Below are 18,714 nucleotides of genomic sequence, written 5' to 3'. Positions count from 1 at the left end.
TCTCTCGTGGAGGCTCAGGCGAGCGAAGAGACAACCGGGCACTACGAGTCGTCGCCCCCGGCGTGGCTTCCCCCCGGGCACGATCATTGTCTTCATCGAGCGGCATCGCCATAACCAAAAGAGTCGGTGTACTTACTGACTGCAATGCGCTATCGGCATAAAGGCGCACTCAGGTTTCCCTCAGATCGCCGCAACGGCACCCGAACGGCCCCTACAAGCAACTGGCACGGGCGCGGCCCAGACTTCCCGGCATTGCGTGTCACCCGCCGATCGGAGCTGAGATCCGATGACCGAACAGACAGTTTTCCCTGGCCTTTCCGCCTTCTGGGAACGACAGCTCACGGCCCTTCCGGAGCCGCCGGACCTGCCCTTCGCGCCGACCACCGAACCCGCCTGTGACGCCCGTGCGGAGTTGCCGGGCGAGTCGGTGGAGCCGCAGGTCAGCGCGTTGGCCGGCGTGTTCGCGCTGCTGCGCCGCTGGACCGGCGCGCGGGACCTGCTCGCCGAGACGGCGGCTGCGTCGACCGGCTCGGGACGCTGGCTGCCCGTGCGGGTCCGGTTGCCCGAGGATCCCACGTGGACGGAGCTGCGGGACCTGGTCCGAACGGCTCTGCGCGAGGCCCGGGAGCACGACGCGGAATTGCCCGAAACGGTTCCCCACTATCGGCCGGTGGTATCGATCGGTCCCGATCCGGCACTGTCCGGTTATCGGGGTGCGGTGCGGCTGCTGATCGACGACGCGAGCGAACGGTCGGCGGCCACGGTGAGCCACCCGCACGCGGCGTCGCTCGGGGCGGCGCTGGCCGTACTCCTCGCCCGGGCGCAGGAGAGCCCGCAGGTGCGCCTGTCCGACCTGCCGGTGCTCGATCCGGCGGTCGAGCGGCAGGTGGTGATCGACTGGAACGCCACCGACACCGACTATCCGCGCGAGAGGTCGGTGCCGGACCTGTTCGCCCAGTGGGTTCGGCAGACCCCGGACGCGCCCGCGCTGCGTGCCGGCGACCGCGTCCTCGCCTACCGGGAGGTGGACCGGCGCGCCAACCACCTGGCGGGGCGCCTGCGTCGGCTGGGCATCGGTGCCGAGACGCTTGTCGGCATCTGCCTCGCCGACACCACCGACTGGGTGACAGCCGCGCTGGCGACGCTCAAGGTCGGCGCCGCGTACCTGCCGCTCGACCCCGGGTACCCGCCGGAGCGGCTGGCGCTTATGTGCCGCGACGCCACACCGGGAGCGATCCTGCACACCGCCGCGCTTGCCGACCGGCTCCCGGCCGACGACACGCCCCGGATCGTCGTGGACCGGCTCCCGGCCGACGACGGCCCGGCGGCCCCGCCGGCGGTGACCGTCCACCCCGACCAGCTCGCGTACGTCATGTACACGTCGGGCTCCACCGGCCGCCCCAAGGGCACCGGCGTCAGCCACCGCAACATCGTCCGGCTGGTCCGCGACACCGACTTCGTCGACGTACGCCCCGACGACGTGATGGGCCAGGCCGCGACGATGTCGTTCGACGCGGCGACCCTGGAGGTCTGGGGCGCCCTGCTCAACGGCGCCTGCCTGGCGGACCTGGACATCAACGACGTGCTCGTGCCGGACCGGCTGCGCGCCCGGCTGCGCGACACCGGCGTGACGATGATGTTCCTGGCCACCTCCGTGGCCCGGCAGGTGGCGACCGACGCGCCGGACGCCCTCGGCGCGTTGCGCTACCTGACGTTCGGCGGCGAGCAGGCCGACCGGACGGCCGTGGACCGGCTGCGGGCGGCCTGCCCGGACACGACGCTCGTCAACGGGTACGGCCCGACCGAGGCCACCACCTACACCACGACGTACGACTGCGCCCGGCTCACCGCCGCCGACCCGATCGTGCCGATCGGCGGCCCGGTCGCCAACACCCGGGTGTACGTGCTGGACCGGCTCCTGCAACCGGTGCCGCCCGGCGTGCTCGGTGAGCTGTTCATCGGCGGGGACGGGGTGGCCCGCGGCTACCTCGGCCGCCCCGACGCGACGGCCGAGAGGTTCGTGCCCGACCCGTTCGGACCGCGCCCCGGTGGGCGGCTCTACCGCACCGGCGACATGGTCCGGCAACGCCCGGACGGGTTGGTCGAGTTCGTCGGCCGCTCCGACCACCAGGTCAAGATCCGCGGGTACCGGGTCGAGCCGGGCGAAGTGACCGAGGCGCTGCGCGGTGGCGGGCTGCTGCGGGACGCGATCGTGCGCGCCGACCGTGACGCCGCCGGCGACGCGAGGCTTGTCGCGTACGTCGTCCCCGAGAACGGGGTGCGCGTCGAGGCGATCCGGGAACGGGCTCGCGATCAACTGCCCGATCACCTGGTGCCGGCCGTGTTCGTGGTGCTGCCGCGGCTGCCGCTCAACCGCAACGGCAAGGTGGACGTCGCGGCGCTGCCCGCGCCCGACGTTGCCACCACGGGCGACGACGACGCGCCGCAGACGCCTACCGAGCGAGCGGTGGCCGAGATCTGGCAGGACGTCCTCGGCGTGCCGGTGCGCCGCCGCGACGACGACTTCTTCGACCTCGGTGGACGGTCCCTGAAGGCGACCCGGGTCCGCTCCCGGCTCGCCGCCGCGATAGGCGCGGAGGTGCCGCTGCGGCTCATCTTCGACCACCCGACGGTGGCCGGGCTGGCCGCCGCCGCCGACGAGATCGGCGGGGCGCCGGTCGAGCCCACCGACGCGGCCGCGCCTGTCGCGCTGGACGGGCCGCCACCCGCCGACCTCGCCGGCCTGCTCGACCAGCTCGAACAGGGGATCGCCCGATGATCGACGCCCTCACGCCCGGGCAGTTGCGCCAGCGCGTGGACGCCCTGCCGCCGGAGCGGAGGCGGGCGTTCCTCGCCGCGATCCGCGCCGACGGCGACCGGTACGGCATCCACCCGCTCACCGCCGCCCAGGAGTGGATGCTGCTGCTGGCGCAGCTGCGCCCGGACAGTCCCGCCTACCACGTGCCGTACCGCGTGGACCTGCGCGGCGACCTGGACGTGGCGGCGCTGCGCGGCGCGCTCGACGAGGTCGTGGCGCGGCACGAGGCGCTGCGTACGGTGTTCGTGCCGCTGGACGGGCAGTCGTACCAGATGGTCCTGCCGCCGGCCGGCCTGCCGCTGGCCGTCGAGGACGTCGCGCCGGAGCGGATCGACGAGTACGCCGCCGCCGAGGCGGTACGCCCGTTCGACCTGGCCCGGGGGCCGCTGGTGCGGGCTACCCTGTGCCGCACCGGCCCCGCCGACTTCTCGCTGCTGCTCTCCCTGCACCACGTGGTGTGCGACGGCTGGAGCATGGGTCTGCTGTTCGAGGAGCTGTCGACGGCGTACGCGGCAGTGCTCCAGGGGCGGTCTCCGACGCTGCCGCCGGCGCCCCGGGACGTACCCGCCGCGCTGGCCCAGGACCGACTGCTCGGTGCGGCCGAGCTGGCCCGACGCCTGGACTGGTGGCGCGACGCGCTTACCGGCGCGCCGCCGGGGCTCGACCTGCCCACCGACCGGCCTCGCCCGGCCGAGCTGGAGGACGCCGGCCACGAGATCGAGTTCTCCTGGCCGACCGAGCTGGCCGACCGGGTCGCCGAGGCGGGCCGCCGCACCGGCGCGACACCGTACATGATCTTCGCGGCGGCCTGGGCGGCGTTGCTGCACCGCCGCAGCCAGCAGCCGGACCTGCTGATCGCCACGCCGGTGGCGAACCGGCAGACACTCGACAGTGAGACCGCTGTCGGCTTCTTCGTCAACACGCTGGTTCTGCGCAGCCGGGTCGACGGTGGACTGACCTTCGCGGCGCTGCTGGACCGGCTGCGGGACTCGGCGCTCACCGCGCTCACCGACCCGGTGCCGTTCGACGCCCTGGTGCAGGAGCTGCGCCCGGTCCGCGACCCCGGGCGTCACCCGCTCGCCCAGGTGATGTTCGCCGTCGAGGACGGCTGGGAGCAGCGGCTGACCCTGCCCGGGGTGAGCGTGCTGGCCAGCGGCGAGACGCACACCGGCACGTCCATGTTCGACCTGACGCTCACCGTCATTCCGCAGGAGGGCCGCATCGACGGGCGGATCGAGTACCGGACGCGGCTCTTCGACGAGTCCACCGCCCGTGCGCTCGCCGACCAGCTCGACACGCTGCTCACCGCCGCGCTCGCCGCCCCGGACACCCCCGTGGACCGGCTGCCGCTGCTCGACGTCGCCGCCGGCCGGGAACTTGTCGACCGCTGGGCCGCCACCGCCCCCGCGCCGCAGGGGCAGGGGCAGCCGAGCCTGACCGAGCTGGTCGCCCGCCAGGCCGCGACGGCACCGGAGACGGTCGCCCTGGCGTACCGCGATCAGGCCCTGACCTACCGGGAGCTGTACGCCCGGGCCGACCACCTGGCCCGGACCCTCGCCGCGCGGGGCGTGCGGGCCGAGACGACAGTCGGGGTCTGCCTGCCCGCCGGTCCGGAGTGGGTGGTCACGTTCCTCGCCGTACTCCGGGCGGGTGGGGTCTATCTGCCCCTGGACCCGCAGCTGCCGGCGGCACGGCTGGCGCACCTGCTCGCCGACTCCGCCGCCGCGCTTGTGGTCACCACCGCCGACGCGGAGCTGGCGTTGCCCACCACAGGCGTGCCGCTGCTGCGCCTCGACGAGCAGCCGCCGCCCGCCGACACCCCGCTCCCGGCGACGATCCACCCCGACGCCGCCGCCTACCTCATCTACACGTCCGGCTCGACCGGGCTGCCCAAGGGTGTCGTCGGCACCCACCGGGGGCTGGCCAACCTCGCCGCGGCGCAGTCCCGGCTGGTCGGCGTCCGGGCCGACGACCGGGTCCTGCAGTTCCACTCGATCAGCTTCGACGTGGCACTGTCCGATGTGGTCACCGCCCTCACGGCGGGCGCCACGCTGCGCCTGCTCGGTCCGGACGAGCGCACCCCCGGCCCCGACCTTGCCGCCGCGCTCACCCGGCACCGCGTCACGGTGGCGGACCTGCCGCCGGTGGTCCTCGACGCGCTGGACCCCGCCGCCGTGCCCGACCTGAGGATCCTCACCGTCGGTGGGGAACCCTGCGCGCCGGACGTCGCCGCCGCCTGGTCGCGCCACCGGCTCCTGATCAACGGGTACGGCCCGACCGAGGCCACAGTCACCGCCACCGCCGCCCGTTGCACGCCCGACGACGCCGAGCTTCCGATCGGCCGGCCGCTGACCGGGGTGCGCGCCTACGTGCTCGACACCGAGCTGCGGCCGGTGCCTCCCGGGGTGCCCGGCGAGCTGCACCTCGGCGGGGCAGGGGTGGCACGCGGCTACCACGGCGACCCCGCGCTCACCGCCGGGCGGTTCCTGCCCGACCCGTACGCGCCGACGCCGGGGGAGCGGATGTACGCCACAGGCGACCTGGTCCGCTGGCGTGCCGACGGGCAGATGGTCTTCCTCGGCCGGGCCGACAACCAGGTCAAGATCAACGGTTATCGGATCGAGCTGGGTGAGGTTGAGGCCCAACTGCGACAGTGCCCGGGGGTGCGCCGGGCCGCCGCCGTGGTGCGGACCGACACGCCCGGCGGTCGACGACTGGTCGGTTACCTCGTCGGCGACGGGCTGGCGATCGACGAACTGCGCCAGAGCCTGCTGCGGCGGTTGCCCCGCTATCTCGTGCCGAGCGCCTTCGTGGTGGTGCCCGACCTGCCGGTGACGGCCAGCGGCAAGCTCGACCCGTCCCGGTTGCCCGCCCCCACCGTGGCCCGCGCCGACCTCGGCGCCGCGTACGTGGCACCGAACGGCGGCGTCGAACGGGCCATCGCCGACACCTGGCGGCAGGTGCTCGGGCTCGACGACGTCGGCGCGGACGACAACTTCTTCGACCTGGGCGGCACGTCACTGCTGCTGGCGCGGGTGCAGACCCGGCTCACCGAACAGCTCGGCCGACCCGTGTCGGCCGTCGAGCTGTTCCGCTACCCGACGATCGCGCTGCTGGCCCGGTTCCTCGACGGCGCCGACGCGGAAGTGCCGACGGCCCGGCCGACCGGGGACCCGGCCGGTGGCCGGCGACGAGACGAACGCAAGCAGGCGCTTGCCGACCGGGCCCGCCGGGCCCGCCCGGTGGCGGCGGGGGAGGGACGAGCGTGACCGATCAGGAGACCGGACTGGAGATCGCCATCGTCGGGATGGCCGGCCGCTTTCCCGGCGCCGCCGACGTCGACGAACTGTGGCAGCGGATCCTCGCCGGACAGGAGACCATCACCCGGTTCACCGACGCCGAGTTGGCTGCCGCCGGCCTCACCGAGCAGGAGCGGCGGCACCCCGACCTCGTGCCGGCGCACGGCGCGCTGCCGGACCTCGACCGGTTCGACGCAGGCTTCTTCGGCTACTCGCCCCGCGACGCCCGGCTGCTCGACCCGCAACAACGCCTCTTCCTGGAGACCGCCTGGGCCGCCCTGGAACGCGCCGGCCACCTCGCCGGGGATCCCGACCGCCTCGTCGGGGTGTACGCCGCCGCCGCGGCCAGCGGGTATCTGCTGCACCACCTGTTCCGCAACCCGCGGCTCGGCTCGGTCTCCGAGTACGAGCTGATCCTCGCCAACGACAAGGACTCGCTGCCCACCCGCGTGGCGTACCACCTGGACCTGCGCGGCCCCGCCGTGGCGGTGCAGACGGCCTGCTCCTCGTCGCTTGTCGCCGTGCACCTCGCCGCGCAGGCGCTGCTCGCCCGCGAGTGCGACGTCGCCCTCGCCGGCGCCGCGCACGTCCTGCTGCCCACCGGCACCGGGTATCGCCACGAGGCCGGCGGCATCATGTCCCGCGACGGGCACTGCCGACCCTTCGACGTGCGCGCCACCGGCACCGTGGGAGGCGACGGCGCCGCCGTGGTCGTCCTGCGCCGGCTGGCGGACGCCCGCGACGACGGCGACACGGTGTACGCGGTGATCCGCGGCTCCGCGATCAACAACGACGGCCGGGTGAAGGTCGGCTTCACCGCGCCCGGCGTGGACGGTCAGGTCGCCGTGATCCGGGCCGCCCAGGAGGTGGCCGAGGTCGACCCGGCCACGATCGGCTACGTCGAGGCGCACGGCACCGGCACGGAACTGGGCGACCAGATCGAGCTGCGTGCCCTGGCCGAGGCGTTCTGGGGCGCAGACGGCGGCCGGTGCGCGCTCGGCTCGGTCAAGTCGACAGTCGGTCACCTCGACGTCGCCGCCGGGGTGACCGGGTTGATCAAGGCCGCGCTGGCGCTGCACCACCGGGTGGTGCCGCCCAGCCCGTACTGCACCCAGCCGCACCCCGAGCTGGCCGGCGACGGCCCGTTCCGGGTGCCCACCACGTCGCAGCCCTGGCCCGACCTGGGCACGCCGCCCCGGGCGGCGGTCAGCTCCTTCGGCATCGGCGGCACCAACGCCCACGTCGTGCTCCAGGCCGCCGAACCTACCGATCACGTCCCCGCCGACGACGGATCCGCGCATCTGCTGGTGCTCTCCGCCCGGGACGCCGACGCGCTCGACCGGGCCCGCGCCCAGCTCGCCACCCACCTGGGCGAGCACCCCGCCGTGGCGCTGGCCGACGTCGCGTACACCCTGGCCCACACCCGACGGGAGTTCGGCCACCGGCTCGTCACCGTCGCCCGCGACGCCACGACCGCCGCCGCCCAGCTCGCCGACCGCGACTCGGCGCTCGTCCGCACCGGCGTCGCCAGTGGTACGCCACCCGGGGTCGCGCTGCTCTTTCCCGGTCAGGGCGCGCAGTACGCCGGGATGGGCCGCACCCTCTACCGCACCGAACCGGTCTACCGGGAGGCCTTCGACAGCTGCGCCGACCTGCTGCGCCCGCACCTCGACGTGGACCTGCGGGCACTGCTCTGCCCACCCGGTGACGCCGTCCCCGCCGTACCCGAGCTGGACGAGACCCGGCTCACCCAGCCGGCCCTGTTCGCCGTCGAGTACGCAGTCGCCGAACTGCTGCGCCACCACGGTGTACGCCCGGCCGCGCTGGCGGGACACAGCCTCGGCGAGTACGTAGCCGCCTGCCTGGCCGGTGTCTTCACCCTGCCCGACGCGCTCGCCACAGTCGCCGTGCGCGGCCGGCTCATGCAGGCGCAGGCCCCCGGGTCGATGCTCTCGGTGGCCCTCGGCGTCGACGAGGTGACGGCGCTGCTGCCCGCCGGAGTGGAGGTGGCAGCCGCCAACGCGCCGCACCTCACCACCGTCTCGGGCGCGACAGCCGCCGTCGCCGCGCTCACCGCCGAACTGCGCGGGCGCGGGGTGGCCTGCCGAGGGGTACGCACCTCCCACGCGTTCCACTCGGCCCTGATGGATCCGGCTCTGGCCGGCTTCGCCGCGCACCTGCGCGAGGTGCCGCTGCGCCCGCCCACGGTGCCGATCGTGTCCAACGTGACAGGTGGCTGGCTCACCGACGACGAGGCCACCGACCCCGACTACTGGGTGCGGCAGCTGCGCTGCCCGGTCAACTTCACCGCCGCCGCCGGCCTGCTCCTCGCCGAGCGGTACGCGCTGCTGGAGGTCGGCCCGGGACGCACCCTGGCCACCCTCGTCCGACAGCACGACGCCGCACGCGGAGTGCCGGTGCTGACCAGCCTGCCCGCCCATCGCACCCCGACCGGCGAGGACGACGCCGTCGCCCTGGCCGTCGGCCGGCTCTGGCTCGCCGGGGCGCCGGTGCGCCGGCACGACGGCCGCGCCGACGGGCGACGGCGGGTGCCCCTGCCCACGTACCCGTTCGCCCGCGAGCGGCACTGGGTCGACGTGTACCGGCCGGGACCCGTCGCCCCTGCCGAGGTCGCGTCGGCCGCCGCGCCACCGCCACCGCCACCGGTCCCGGTACAACCGGTGGCGGCCTCGACGACTACCGCGCCGAGCGACGAGCCGTACGAGGTGGTGCGCCGCATCTGGGTGGACCTGCTCGGCGTCGACGAGATCGGCCCCGACGACGACTTCTTCGAGCTGGGCGGGCACTCGCTGCTCGGCACCCGGGTGGTGGCGCGACTGCGCGACGCGCTCGGCGTCGACCTGCCGCCCGCCGCGATCTTCGAGTCACCCACTCCCGCCGCGCTGGCCCGTACCGTCGCCGCGTTGGCGGGGCCGGCTCCCGTCGTACTCCCGGCGGTTTCCCCGCCCACGGACGGCGACCTCACCGACCTGCTCGCGGAGATCCGGGCGTTGTCCCCGGAGAGTCTCGCCCGCGAGCTGCACCTGGCCCGACACGAGGAAGGCAACCCCGATGGCTGACGAACACCGCGTGGTGGTCAACGACGAGGAGCAGTACGCCCTGTGGCCCCGGCACAAGGAGGTGCCGGACGGCTGGCGGGACGCCGGCTGCGCCGGCAGCCGCCAGGAGTGCCTGGACTTCGTGACGCGCACCTGGACCGACATGCGTCCCCGCAGCGTCCGCGAACACCTCGCCGCCGGCTGAACGGTCGGTCACCGACCCGCCGAGTGACGTCCGGTCGATCACCGACCGCCCGGTGAGGTCGGCGGCGCACCGACGTGGCGCCCCGCGCCGGTGTCAGCGGCGGCGCAGGGCCGGGTCGAGCAGGGCGGGCGGGGTGTCGAACTTCTCGTGGGCGGCGAGGTCGACGCCCGGGGCGACGATCGCGTCGATCGCGTCCAGCACGTCGGCGGAGAGCACGGTGTCCCCGGCGGCGAGCTGGGAGCGCAGGTGGTCGACCGTGCGGGGGCCGATGATCGCGCTGGTCACGCCGGGGTGCGCGGTGACGAATCCGAGCGCGAGCTGGATCATGGTCAGGCCGGCCTCGTCGGCGAGCGTGGCCAACCGTTCGACGGCGTCCATCCTGGCCCGGTTGGCCGGCAGCGTGGTGTCGAAGCGCTCCGGCAGGATGGTCGACCGGCTGGTGGTGATCTCCCGGCCCGCCCGGACCGCGCCGGAGAGCCAGCCCGAGGCGAGCGGGCTCCACGCCAGCACGCCGAGGCCGTACTGCTGGGTCACCGGCAGGACGTGGCTCTCGATCCCGCGTTGCAGGATCGAGTAGCTGGGCTGCTCGGTGACGTACCGGCTCAGGTGGTGCTCCCGCGCGGCCCACTCGGCCTGCACGATGCGGTACGCGGGGAAGGTCGACGAGCCGAAGTAGCGGATCTTGCCGGCCCGCTGCAGGTCGGTCAACGCCGACAGCGTCTCCTCGTCGCTCGTGGTCGGGTCCCAGCGGTGGATCTGGTAGAGGTCGACGTGCTCGACGCCGAGGCGGCGCAGGCTGTTGTCCAGCTCCGTGACGAGCCAGCGGCGTGAGCTGCCCCGGTGGTCGCGCCTGTCGCCCATCGGCATACCGGCCTTCGTGGCCAGGACGATGTCGTCGCGGCGGCCGGCGATCGCCCGGCCGACCATCTCCTCCGATTCGCCCTGGCTGTACATGTCGGCGGTGTCGATCAGGTTGATCCCGCCCTCCAGGGCGGCGTCGACGATCGCGGTTACCTCGTCCTGGCTGGTGCGTCCCAGCTTGCCGAAGTTCATGGCGCCCAGCACGAGTGTGCTGACCTGGACGCCGGTACGACCCAACGTGCGGTACTGCATGGCTGATCCTCCGTGGGCAAGGGGTGTGGCTGGTCGTGGCCCACCCGTTCTGGCATCCTGAACAAGTGGAACCGTGTTCCGCTAACCAATATACGGAACATGGTTCCGTTTTGCCAACACTGATCATGGGAGGTCGGGGCGCGGTGGCCGACATCGACGGCGGATCGACAGCAGCGGGGTCCCGGCGGGAGCCGGCGCCCCGCAAGCGGGCGGACGCGCGACGCAACGAGGCGACCCTCCTGGACGCCGCCGCCGCGGCCTTCGTGGCGTCCGGCGTCGACGTTCCCGTTCGCGAGATCGCCGCCAGGGCGGGCGTCGGCGTCGGCACGATCTACCGGCACTTCCCGACGCGCGCGGACCTGATCGTGGCCGTCTACCGGCACCAGGTCGAGACCTGCGCCGAGGCCGGTCCGACGCTGTTGGCAGCCGCTGGCACGCCGTACGCGGCCCTCGCGCGGTGGATCGACCTCTTCGTCGACTTCCTGGTCACCAAGCACGGTCTCGCCGAGGCGTTGCAGTCCGACAACGCCGCCTTCCAGACCCTGCACGCCTACTTCCTCGACCGCCTGGTGCCGGTGTGCGCCCACCTGCTCGACGCGGCCGCCGCCGCAGGCGAGATCCGCACCGACCTGAGCGCCGTCGAGCTGATGCGCGGCGTCGGCAACCTCTGCGTCGGCGCGGCCGACAGTCGCTACGACGCGCGTCGCATGGTCGAGATCCTCGTCGCCGGGCTGAGCGTCCGCTAGTCATCGCCCGCGCCGTGCCGACGTCACCGCCCCCGGGAGGCCGACCCCCGGGGAGGCGGCGGGCCTCCACTGCTGCCTGTAGAGCTGCCCCATCTTTGGGGCGGTGAGCCTGCCATCTCGGGGTAGTGATCCTGCCGTCTCGGGGACCGCGCCTGCCGTCTCGGGGAGCGCGCCTGCCGTCTCGGGGGAGCGCGCCTGCCGTCTCGGGGAGCGCGCCTGCCGTCGCGGGCGAGCGCGCCTGCTGTCTCGGGGCAGCGCGCCTGCTGTCTCGGGGGAGCGCGCCTGCTGTCTCGGGGCAGTGAGCCTGCCGTCCCTGGGGAGCGAGCCTGCCCCACATCTGGGGCAGCTCTACAGCGTTGCCGGGAGGTCCGGTGAGCCCCGCAGCCGGGCGTCCGTGCCGCCGGACTGTCAATGTAATGTTGACGAATGACGACGCCGTTGGCCGGCTTGGCCGAGGTCTGTGCCGCTCGTGCCCACCTGGACGAGCGGGAGGCCGAACTGATCGACCGGGCGCGTCACGAGGGCGCCACCTGGGCGCAGATCGCGACCGCGCTGGGGCTCGGCAGTCGGCAGGCCGCCGAGCAGCGCCGGCAGCGCCTCGCGGCCGCTCGACGGGCGCGGCGGCATGACCTCGACCGGAACTACGCGGCGCAGATCGTGGCGGTGCGGGGTGCGGTGGCCGAGCTGGGCCGCTGGATCGCAACGGACCGGCGGTGGGACTCGCGGTTCCACCGGGCGGCACTGGTGCGGAGCACCGTCGACGCCGCTCTGGACGCCGACCCGGGCTCGCTCTACGCGCTGGCCCTGCACCTCCGTGCCGACCTCGACGCCGCAGGCGACCGCTTGCCGTCGCCGGTTCGAATGGTGGCGACGACGATGGACGGGCTGCTGTCAACGCCTCATTGACGTCGCCTGCCGGTATTGCCCCAGCCGGGCTCAAGAAACAGGATGTGAGTCACCCCGACTCAACCTGGAGGGCTCATGCGGCGCAACGCGGGTCTGCTCGTGGCGATCTCGGTACTGTCCGGCTTCGGCAGCAGCGCCATGGCCCTCGTGTCCGGCATCTGGATCCTGGACCTCACCGGCTCCACCGGCCTGGCCGCCCTGGCCGGGCTCTGCGTGTACGCCCCGGTGCTCGCCGGGCCGTGGCTGGGCGGCCTGCTCGACCGGGTGCCCCGACGACCGTTGGTGATCGCCGTCAACCTCCTGTTGGCGACCGCGCTGCTGACGCTCCTCGCGGTACGCGGCTCGGGCCAGACCTGGCTGATCTTCGCCGTCTCGTGCGCCTACGGTGTCAGCTACGTGTTGATCGACGCGGGCGAGACGGCGCTGCTGCCGTCCGCGCTCTCCCCAACGGACCTCGGCGACGTGAACGGTTGGCGCTCCAGCGCCCAGGAGGGCATGAAACTCGTCGCCCCGGTGGTCGGCGCGGGCCTCTACGCCTGGCACGGTGGCCACGCGGTCGCCGTTCTCAGCGCGGCCATGCCGCTTGTGGTCGCCGTGTTGTACCTGGCGGTGCGCCTGAACCGGATCCCACCCGAGCTGTCGACCCAGCGGCGCCAGGGTCCACGCGACGGGCTGGCGGTCCTGTCCGGACAGCTGACGACCCGCGTACCGCTCGTGCTCGCGGCCGTGTCGATCGCCATGTCCGGCTTCACGACCGCGGCCGTCTACACGATCGTCGTCACCGATCTACGGCTGCCGAGCACGTTTCTGGGAGTCCTGGCCAGCGCGCAGGGTGCGGGCTCCATCCTCGGTGGACTGATCGTCGGAAAGCTCCTCACCCGATGGGGTCCGCCCGCGGTCGGCGTCGCCGGGGCCGTGCTGTTCGCCGTGGGTTGCCTGGCGCGCTGCCTGCCCTGGTGGCCGGCCACTGTCGCGGGTGCCACGGTCGCCGGCATCGGGCTGCCGTGGACCCTTGTCGCGGCGGTGACCGCCGTGCAGACGCACACTCCGCCGGCGCTGCTCGGTCGGGTCGCCGCGACGGCGAACACCGTGATGTTCGGGCCTCTCGTCCTGACGATCCCGCTCGGCGCCGCCGCCGTCCACCTCGGCGGCCGTCCACCGCTGGTCGCCGCCGCCGCGCTCTGCCTGACCGCAGCGGCGACCCTGCCCCGGACCCGGCCGTCCCCACCGGAGCAACCGCCGCCGCTGGTCAGTGCAGCGACACCACTCGGTCAAGAGAGGTCCGAGGCGAGCTGGTCGGGGGACTCCAGCGCCGCCTTCACGGCCTGGAGGAAGGCGACCGCCTCCCTCCCGTTGACCACGCGGTGGTCGTAGACGGCGCTGAGGTTGACGAACCGGCGCGTCACGACCCGGCCGTCGGTGTCCAGCGCCAACTCGTCCTGGGTGCCGCCGATCGCCACCACGCAGGTCTGACCGGGGAAGACGATCGGCCCGGCGAGCACCACGTCGGGGTCGGTGTGCAGGGAGACGACGATGGTTCCGCCGGCCAGCTCACCCGCCCGGAAGCCCTCACCGCCGGCCCGGGAGCGGAAGTCCATCAGCGTCTCGGCGATCTCCGCGCAGGTCAGCTCCTCCACGTCCCGCACCACCGGGATGAACAGCCCCGTGCCGACGTCGATGGTGACGCCGACGTGGGCCGCCTCGGCCAGTCGTACGCTGCTGCCGTCGCCGGGTGAGGCGAAGAGCAACGGGTGGTCCTCGCGCAACCTGCCGATGGCCTTGACCAGCAGTTCCGGCAGGCCGACAAGGGTGCGGGTCGCGCGGGTCAGGTCACGGGCCACAGTGAGGGCGGCGTCGGCGCGGACCTTGATCACCGCGAGCGCCGCCGGCACCTCCCGGTGGGAGTCGGTGACCACGGCGGCCACCGCGCGCTGGGCGCGGGAGAGGGTGTGCACCTGACGCGGATCGTCCGGCTCCGGGCCGTCGCCGGCCGCCAGCGCGGCGGCCGCGGCCACCACCACCGGCTCGGTCGTCGCGGCGGGCGCCGCCGACCGGTCGGCCAGCAGGCGTTCCACGTCGGTACGCCGCACGACCGACTTGCCGAGGCCGCGCAGCTCGGCGTCGTCGAGCCCGTGCGCGGCGGCCAGCTCCCGGGCGGAGTCGGTGAGCACCGGCCCGCCGGGTTGAGTCTCGGGCGGCGGCCCGCTCGGTGTGACCGCCTCGGCCAGGAAGCGCTGCCGGGCCTCTTCGCTGTCGAACACGTGGCCTATGACGTCGCCAGGGGCGCACTCCCGGTTGACCTCGACGAGCCGGTGCAGGACCCCGTCGCCGTCGCAGAGCAGCTCCTCGGCCGCCTTGGAGGTCTCCACCTCGGCGATCGGCTCGCCGGAGCGCACCTGCTCGCCGTCCTCGGCCAGCCAGTCGAGCAGGACGTACGTGGTGTCGTTGTTGTTGAGTTTGGGGACGACCAGGTCAGTCACCACTGATGACCTCCTTCACGGCCTGGCGGATGTCGGTGTCCTGCACCAGCACTGTGCGTTCGAGATGCGCGGCGGTCGGGATGACGCTGTCCGCGGAGTGCACCAGGCGTACCGGCGCGCGCAGCGCTCCCCAGAGCCGCCGGTGCACGACCTGCGCCAGCTCCGCGCCCCAGGTGCCACCGGCGGTGCTCTCCTCGGCCACCACCACCCGGCCGGCCCGCGCGATCGGCGGCAACAGGGTGTCGGCGTCCAGGGGCCACAGCCGCGACGGCACCAGCACCTGGCAGACGATGTCGTCGCGCAGCAGCAGCTCCCGGGCCACCGCCACGGCCCGGGTGGCCAACCCACCGGGTACGACGAGCACGCAGTCGGCCTGCTCCTCCTCGTCCACCCGGACCCGGGCCACGTCGGCGTCCGGGCCGATCAGGTCGTAGCGGAACAGCTCGTCCACCACGCCGTCGGCGTACATCCGGCTGGTGTAGAGGACCTTGTCCTCGAAGAGCAGGCCCGGCCGGCCGGTGGCGAGCATGCCCGCGAGCACCGCCCGGTTGTCGTGGAACGGCGACACCTCGTGCAGGCTCAGCCCGGGGATGCCGACGAAGTGCTTCAGCGGGCTCTGGCTGTGCGTCGGGCCGTACCCCCGGTTGCCGCCGCTGGGGCAGCGCACCACCAGCCGCATCGGCACCCGCCGGCCGTACATGGCCGTCGACTTGCTGGCGAAGTTGAGGATCTGGTCGAACGCCAGGGCCACGAAGTCGCTGAACATGATCTCGACGATGGCGCTCTGCCCGGCCAGGGCCAGCCCACCGGCCACGCCGACGATGCCGCCCTCGCTCAACGGGGTGGACAGCACCCGGTCCGGCCAGCGCGCCGACAGCCCTCGGGTCACCTTGAACGCCCCGCCGTACGGGTCGACCAGATCCTCCCCGAGCACGGTAAGCGCGGGGTCGTCGGTCAGCAGCGCGTGCAACGCCTGGTTGAGGTTCTCCACCACCCGCTCAGCCACGGTCGGCCTCCGCCCAGTGGCTCGCCGGCCGGCCGGCGACGTCCGCGACGACCTGCGCCACGTACGCCCGTTGCCGCTCGTCGTGCACACCGAACTGCTCCGGGTACGCCTGCGCGTAGCGGGCGTACCAGTCGTGCGCCCGCGCGTGTGCGATCTCCTCCGGGCGACGACTGTCGTCGCCCTTGCTGTGCGGTCCCACCCGATGGGTGAGCAGCTCCACCACGTACGGCGTGGACCGCTCGCGGACCCGGCGCAGTACCGGCGTCAGCGCGGCCCGGACCACCTCGGTGTCGGTGGAGGTGACCCGCAGGTGGTCCACCCCGAACGCGCGTGCCCGGCCGCCGATGCTGCCGGCGAGCTGCGCGACGGTGGGCGTGGACTGGGCGATGCCGTTGTTCTCCACGACCAGCAGCAGCGGCAGGCCCCACAGCGCGGCCATGTTCAGCGCCTCGTAGACGGCGCCCTCACCCCAGGTGCCGTCGCCCAGGTAGACCAGCGCCAGCCGGCCCGGCTCGGTGCGCTTGAGGTGCAGCGCCACCCCGGCGGCCACCGGCACGCTCTCGCCCTGCACCCCTGTCGACAGGTACCTGTCGCGCAGGATGTGCTGGCTGCCGCCGACGCCCTGGCACACCGCGCCCTCGCGGCCCATCACCTCGGCCAGCAGGCCGTGCGGGTCGGCGAACCGGGCCAGGTAGTGGCCGTGCCCCCGGTGGTTGCTGAACACGAAGTCGTCGTCGGTGAGCAATGGGCGCAGCGCCACCGGCACGTACTCCTGCCCGAGGCAGGTGTGGGTGGTGCCGTGCAGCTCGCCCCTGCCGAACATGTCCAGCAGGGCCAGCTCGAAGTGCCGGATCAGCAGCAACAGGTCCAGGTCGGCGTCGGCGAGCCGGGTCGGCGCGATCGGCGGCGCCTCGGTGCGGGTGGCGGTCACCGGTTTGCCCCGTCCAGCTCACCGGCGACCAGGTCGACAAGCTCGCCGACCGCGGTCACCGCCAGGTACGCCCGCAGGTCCAGGCGTACGCCGAGGTCGTCCTCCAGCGCGGAGAGCAGACGCAGCGCCTCCAGGCTGGTCCAGTTGGCGAGCGACGCGAACCGGACGTCGGGCGAGATCTCCTCGGCCGGTACGTCCGCGACCTGCTCGATGAGGCCCGCGACGGTGGTGAACAGGTCAGGCACGGATGTCTCCCTCCTCCAGGGCGATCCACGCCGGCAGCAGCCGGGGCGGGGGGTGCAGCGGCAACACGTGCCGGGTGGTGCCGTCGTCGACGGAGCCCACGGTGAAGCCGGCGGCGGGCCAGACGGCCGCGCCGGGCTTGTTGCGGGCGGTGGGCCGGAACAGGGCCTCCAGCCGGGTCGCGCCGGCGGCTCGGGCCAGCTCGGCCACGCGGTGCAGCGCCGCCTGCTCGACGCCCCGGGAGAAGACCCGGCAGCTGAGCACGAAGTTCTCGATCACCCAGGCTTCCGGGTCGTCCCGGTCCAGCCACAGGCCGCCCACCAGCCCCTCGGCGCCGAACCGGTCGGTCACCTCGACGGTGAGCACCAGGTGGTCGGGGGAGCCGGCGCGCGCCCGGGTCTGCGCCTCGGTGTGCGCGCGTTCGGTCATGGTGAACTGGTTGGTGCGCAGCCCGAGCTGCGCGACCCGGGGCAGGCTGTGCTCGTCGACCTCCCGGACGGTGACGCGCAGCTTCAGCTCGTGCAGGTAGTCGGCCGCCGAGTCGAACGTGGCGGCGAAGCGTTCCCGCCCGGCGCGGGCCCGGTACAGCTCGGTGCGTTCGCGGTCGGTGGCGCCGGTGGCGAGCACTGTGAAGTGCCCCTCGGTGAGCAGCCTGGTGGGAAAGCCCGCCGGGTCGCCGGCCAGCTCCACCACCCGTACGGTCGGCAGCTCGCGGCGTACCAGCTCGCACTCGAACGGGCTGTCGTCGGCGAACACGACGGCGTCCAGGCCCAGATTGAGGGTGGTCGCGAGCTGGCGCAGGTTCTCGTCCTTTCGCCCCCAGTTCACCGCCTGGGCGACGAAGTCGTCGGAGCGCAGCAGCAGGTCGGGGTGCTGCGCGAACGCCTCGGTCACCAGGTCGGGGTCGTTCTTGCTGCACACCGCGAGCAGTACGCCCTGCCGGCGCAGCGCCAGGGCGCGGCGCTGCACGTCACGGTGGCAGTTGCCGGGATAGTCGGTGCCCAGCCGGATGCCGGTGAGCCCGTCGTCGCCGAGCACGCCCGCCCAGAGGGTGTTGTCCAGGTCCAGCGCGAGCACCTTCGCCGTCCGCCCGAGGACCGCGCGGCAGAAGGTGGCGGCCTCGTGCGCGTACCGACGTTCCACTGTCGATGTCCACGCCATGCTGGCGAACCGGTACAGGCGCTCGTCGCGCACCGGGCCGTCGTGGTCCACCAGCAGCGTCTCCAGATCCACCGTGTACGTCGTGTCCCGCTCGCCCAGCTCCAACAGCCGGGAGTTCAGCTCCCGCCAGATCCGCCCCAGCTCGGCCCGGCCGCGGAAGCTGACCAGGCCGCGGTGCTCGGGCGGCGACAGCGGCACGGTGTGCAGCAGCACCGCGCCCTCGGTGCGGGCCGCGTATCCGCGCAGCGCGGCGGCGAGCACGCCGGCCCGTTCGCCCAGCACGTCGGCGAGGCCGGCCAGGTCGCCGGGGTCCCACTCGCTGGGCAGGAACCAGCCGTCGTGCAGCAGGCAGAGCGTGACGTCGGGCCGGAACTCGGCGAGCGGCGAGCGGGGATCGCTGAGGTCGAGCACGAGCTGGTCGAAGCCGGAGACGTGGATCTCGGGGGCGATGCCGATGCGCAGCAGCGCCACCCGCAGCAGCGGTTCCAGCGTGCCCGGCGTGAACGTGCCGGTGACCGCTACCCGCAGGGGGCGCAGCGGAAAGTCGGGGCTGGTCAGCTTCTCGACGGGCACGTCGGCGAGCAGCCGACCGGCGGACGCGACGACGGTGACCGCCGCGTCGTCCAGGTGGACCAGGGCGGGCGCCAGCTCCGGGTCGGCGGCCGCGTCGGGTCGGCGCAGCCGGCGGATCCGGTGCAGGACCTCCTCGTCTCGCATGGTCGGTGTCCTTCCTCTCCCGCCGGGCGG

Annotated in this window: 13 protein-coding genes; 7 read left to right on the top strand and 6 right to left on the bottom strand. The window is 73.7% G+C overall.

The genetic code is table 11. From position 1 onward, the window contains the following. Positions 1-286: 286 nt before the first annotated feature. The 4 genes from ACGFIE_RS31965 to ACGFIE_RS31950 are packed head-to-tail and all read left to right on the top strand — an operon-like array spanning position 287 to position 9,381. Positions 287-2,779 carry an amino acid adenylation domain-containing protein gene (locus ACGFIE_RS31965; protein WP_393301870.1) on the top strand — a complete coding sequence of 831 codons (2,493 nt, stop codon included), beginning with the start codon at positions 287-289 and terminating at the stop codon, positions 2,777-2,779. Then, on the top strand, positions 2,776-6,087 hold the full coding sequence (locus ACGFIE_RS31960) for an amino acid adenylation domain-containing protein (RefSeq protein ID WP_393301867.1): 3,312 nt from the start codon (positions 2,776-2,778) through the stop codon (positions 6,085-6,087). The genes ACGFIE_RS31965 and ACGFIE_RS31960 overlap by 4 nt, the downstream gene beginning before the upstream one ends. Beyond that, positions 6,084-9,197, top strand: a complete 3,114-nt coding sequence (locus tag ACGFIE_RS31955; RefSeq protein ID WP_393301864.1) for a type I polyketide synthase — start codon at positions 6,084-6,086, stop codon at positions 9,195-9,197. Before ACGFIE_RS31960 ends, ACGFIE_RS31955 begins: the two co-directional genes overlap by 4 nt. Beyond that, a complete protein-coding gene (locus ACGFIE_RS31950; RefSeq protein WP_007461660.1) occupies positions 9,190-9,381 on the top strand; it encodes an MbtH family NRPS accessory protein in 192 nt (63 codons plus the stop codon). Before ACGFIE_RS31955 ends, ACGFIE_RS31950 begins: the two co-directional genes overlap by 8 nt. A gap of 93 nt (positions 9,382-9,474) precedes the next feature. Here ACGFIE_RS31950 and ACGFIE_RS31945 read toward each other — a convergent pair whose 3' ends face one another. Continuing rightward, on the bottom strand, positions 9,475-10,494 hold the full coding sequence (locus ACGFIE_RS31945) for an aldo/keto reductase (RefSeq protein ID WP_393301861.1): 1,020 nt from the start codon (positions 10,492-10,494) through the stop codon (positions 9,475-9,477). 143 nt (positions 10,495-10,637) lie between these two features. Between ACGFIE_RS31945 and ACGFIE_RS31940 the strand changes: the two genes are divergently transcribed. The 3 genes from ACGFIE_RS31940 (at position 10,638) to ACGFIE_RS31930 (ending at position 13,520) form a co-directional block, all read left to right on the top strand. Continuing rightward, complete coding sequence (locus tag ACGFIE_RS31940; protein WP_393301858.1) at positions 10,638-11,240, top strand: TetR/AcrR family transcriptional regulator; 603 nt, start codon at positions 10,638-10,640, stop codon at positions 11,238-11,240. Between the two features lie 426 nt (positions 11,241-11,666). Continuing rightward, positions 11,667-12,146 (top strand): hypothetical protein, encoded by a 480-nt coding sequence (locus ACGFIE_RS31935; protein ID WP_393301855.1) that lies wholly within the window; start codon positions 11,667-11,669, stop codon positions 12,144-12,146. 75 nt (positions 12,147-12,221) lie between these two features. Next, the gene (locus tag ACGFIE_RS31930) at positions 12,222-13,520 is read left to right on the top strand and encodes an MFS transporter (RefSeq protein WP_393301852.1); all 1,299 of its coding nucleotides are present in this window, start codon (positions 12,222-12,224) and stop codon (positions 13,518-13,520) included. Here ACGFIE_RS31930 and ACGFIE_RS31925 read toward each other — a convergent pair. From ACGFIE_RS31925 to ACGFIE_RS31905, 5 genes are read right to left on the bottom strand one after another with little or no spacing between them, the layout of a single operon-like run. Next, positions 13,418-14,626: a 2-oxo acid dehydrogenase subunit E2 gene (locus tag ACGFIE_RS31925; RefSeq protein WP_393301849.1), complete on the bottom strand. Its 1,209-nt coding sequence runs from the start codon at positions 14,624-14,626 to the stop codon at positions 13,418-13,420. The two genes, ACGFIE_RS31930 and ACGFIE_RS31925, sit on opposite strands and share 103 nt — an antisense overlap. After that, positions 14,619-15,632, bottom strand: a complete 1,014-nt coding sequence (locus tag ACGFIE_RS31920) for an alpha-ketoacid dehydrogenase subunit beta (RefSeq protein WP_393301846.1) — start codon at positions 15,630-15,632, stop codon at positions 14,619-14,621. The genes ACGFIE_RS31925 and ACGFIE_RS31920 overlap by 8 nt, the downstream gene beginning before the upstream one ends. Continuing rightward, positions 15,625-16,563: a thiamine pyrophosphate-dependent dehydrogenase E1 component subunit alpha gene (locus tag ACGFIE_RS31915; protein WP_393301843.1), complete on the bottom strand. Its 939-nt coding sequence runs from the start codon at positions 16,561-16,563 to the stop codon at positions 15,625-15,627. The genes ACGFIE_RS31920 and ACGFIE_RS31915 overlap by 8 nt, the downstream gene beginning before the upstream one ends. Further along, on the bottom strand, positions 16,560-16,808 hold the full coding sequence (locus ACGFIE_RS31910) for an acyl carrier protein (RefSeq protein ID WP_393301840.1): 249 nt from the start codon (positions 16,806-16,808) through the stop codon (positions 16,560-16,562). The genes ACGFIE_RS31915 and ACGFIE_RS31910 overlap by 4 nt, the downstream gene beginning before the upstream one ends. Continuing rightward, positions 16,801-18,684, bottom strand: a complete 1,884-nt coding sequence (locus ACGFIE_RS31905; protein WP_393301838.1) for an HAD-IIIC family phosphatase — start codon at positions 18,682-18,684, stop codon at positions 16,801-16,803. Before ACGFIE_RS31905 ends, ACGFIE_RS31910 begins: the two co-directional genes overlap by 8 nt. Positions 18,685-18,714: the final 30 nt, after the last annotated feature.

It is taken from the genome of Micromonospora sp. NPDC049275 (assembly GCF_043197115.1).
Classification (GTDB): Bacteria; Actinomycetota; Actinomycetes; order Mycobacteriales; family Micromonosporaceae; genus Micromonospora.
Note: the sequence above shows the minus strand (reverse complement) of the source record. Positions and strands in the feature narration are given on the sequence as shown.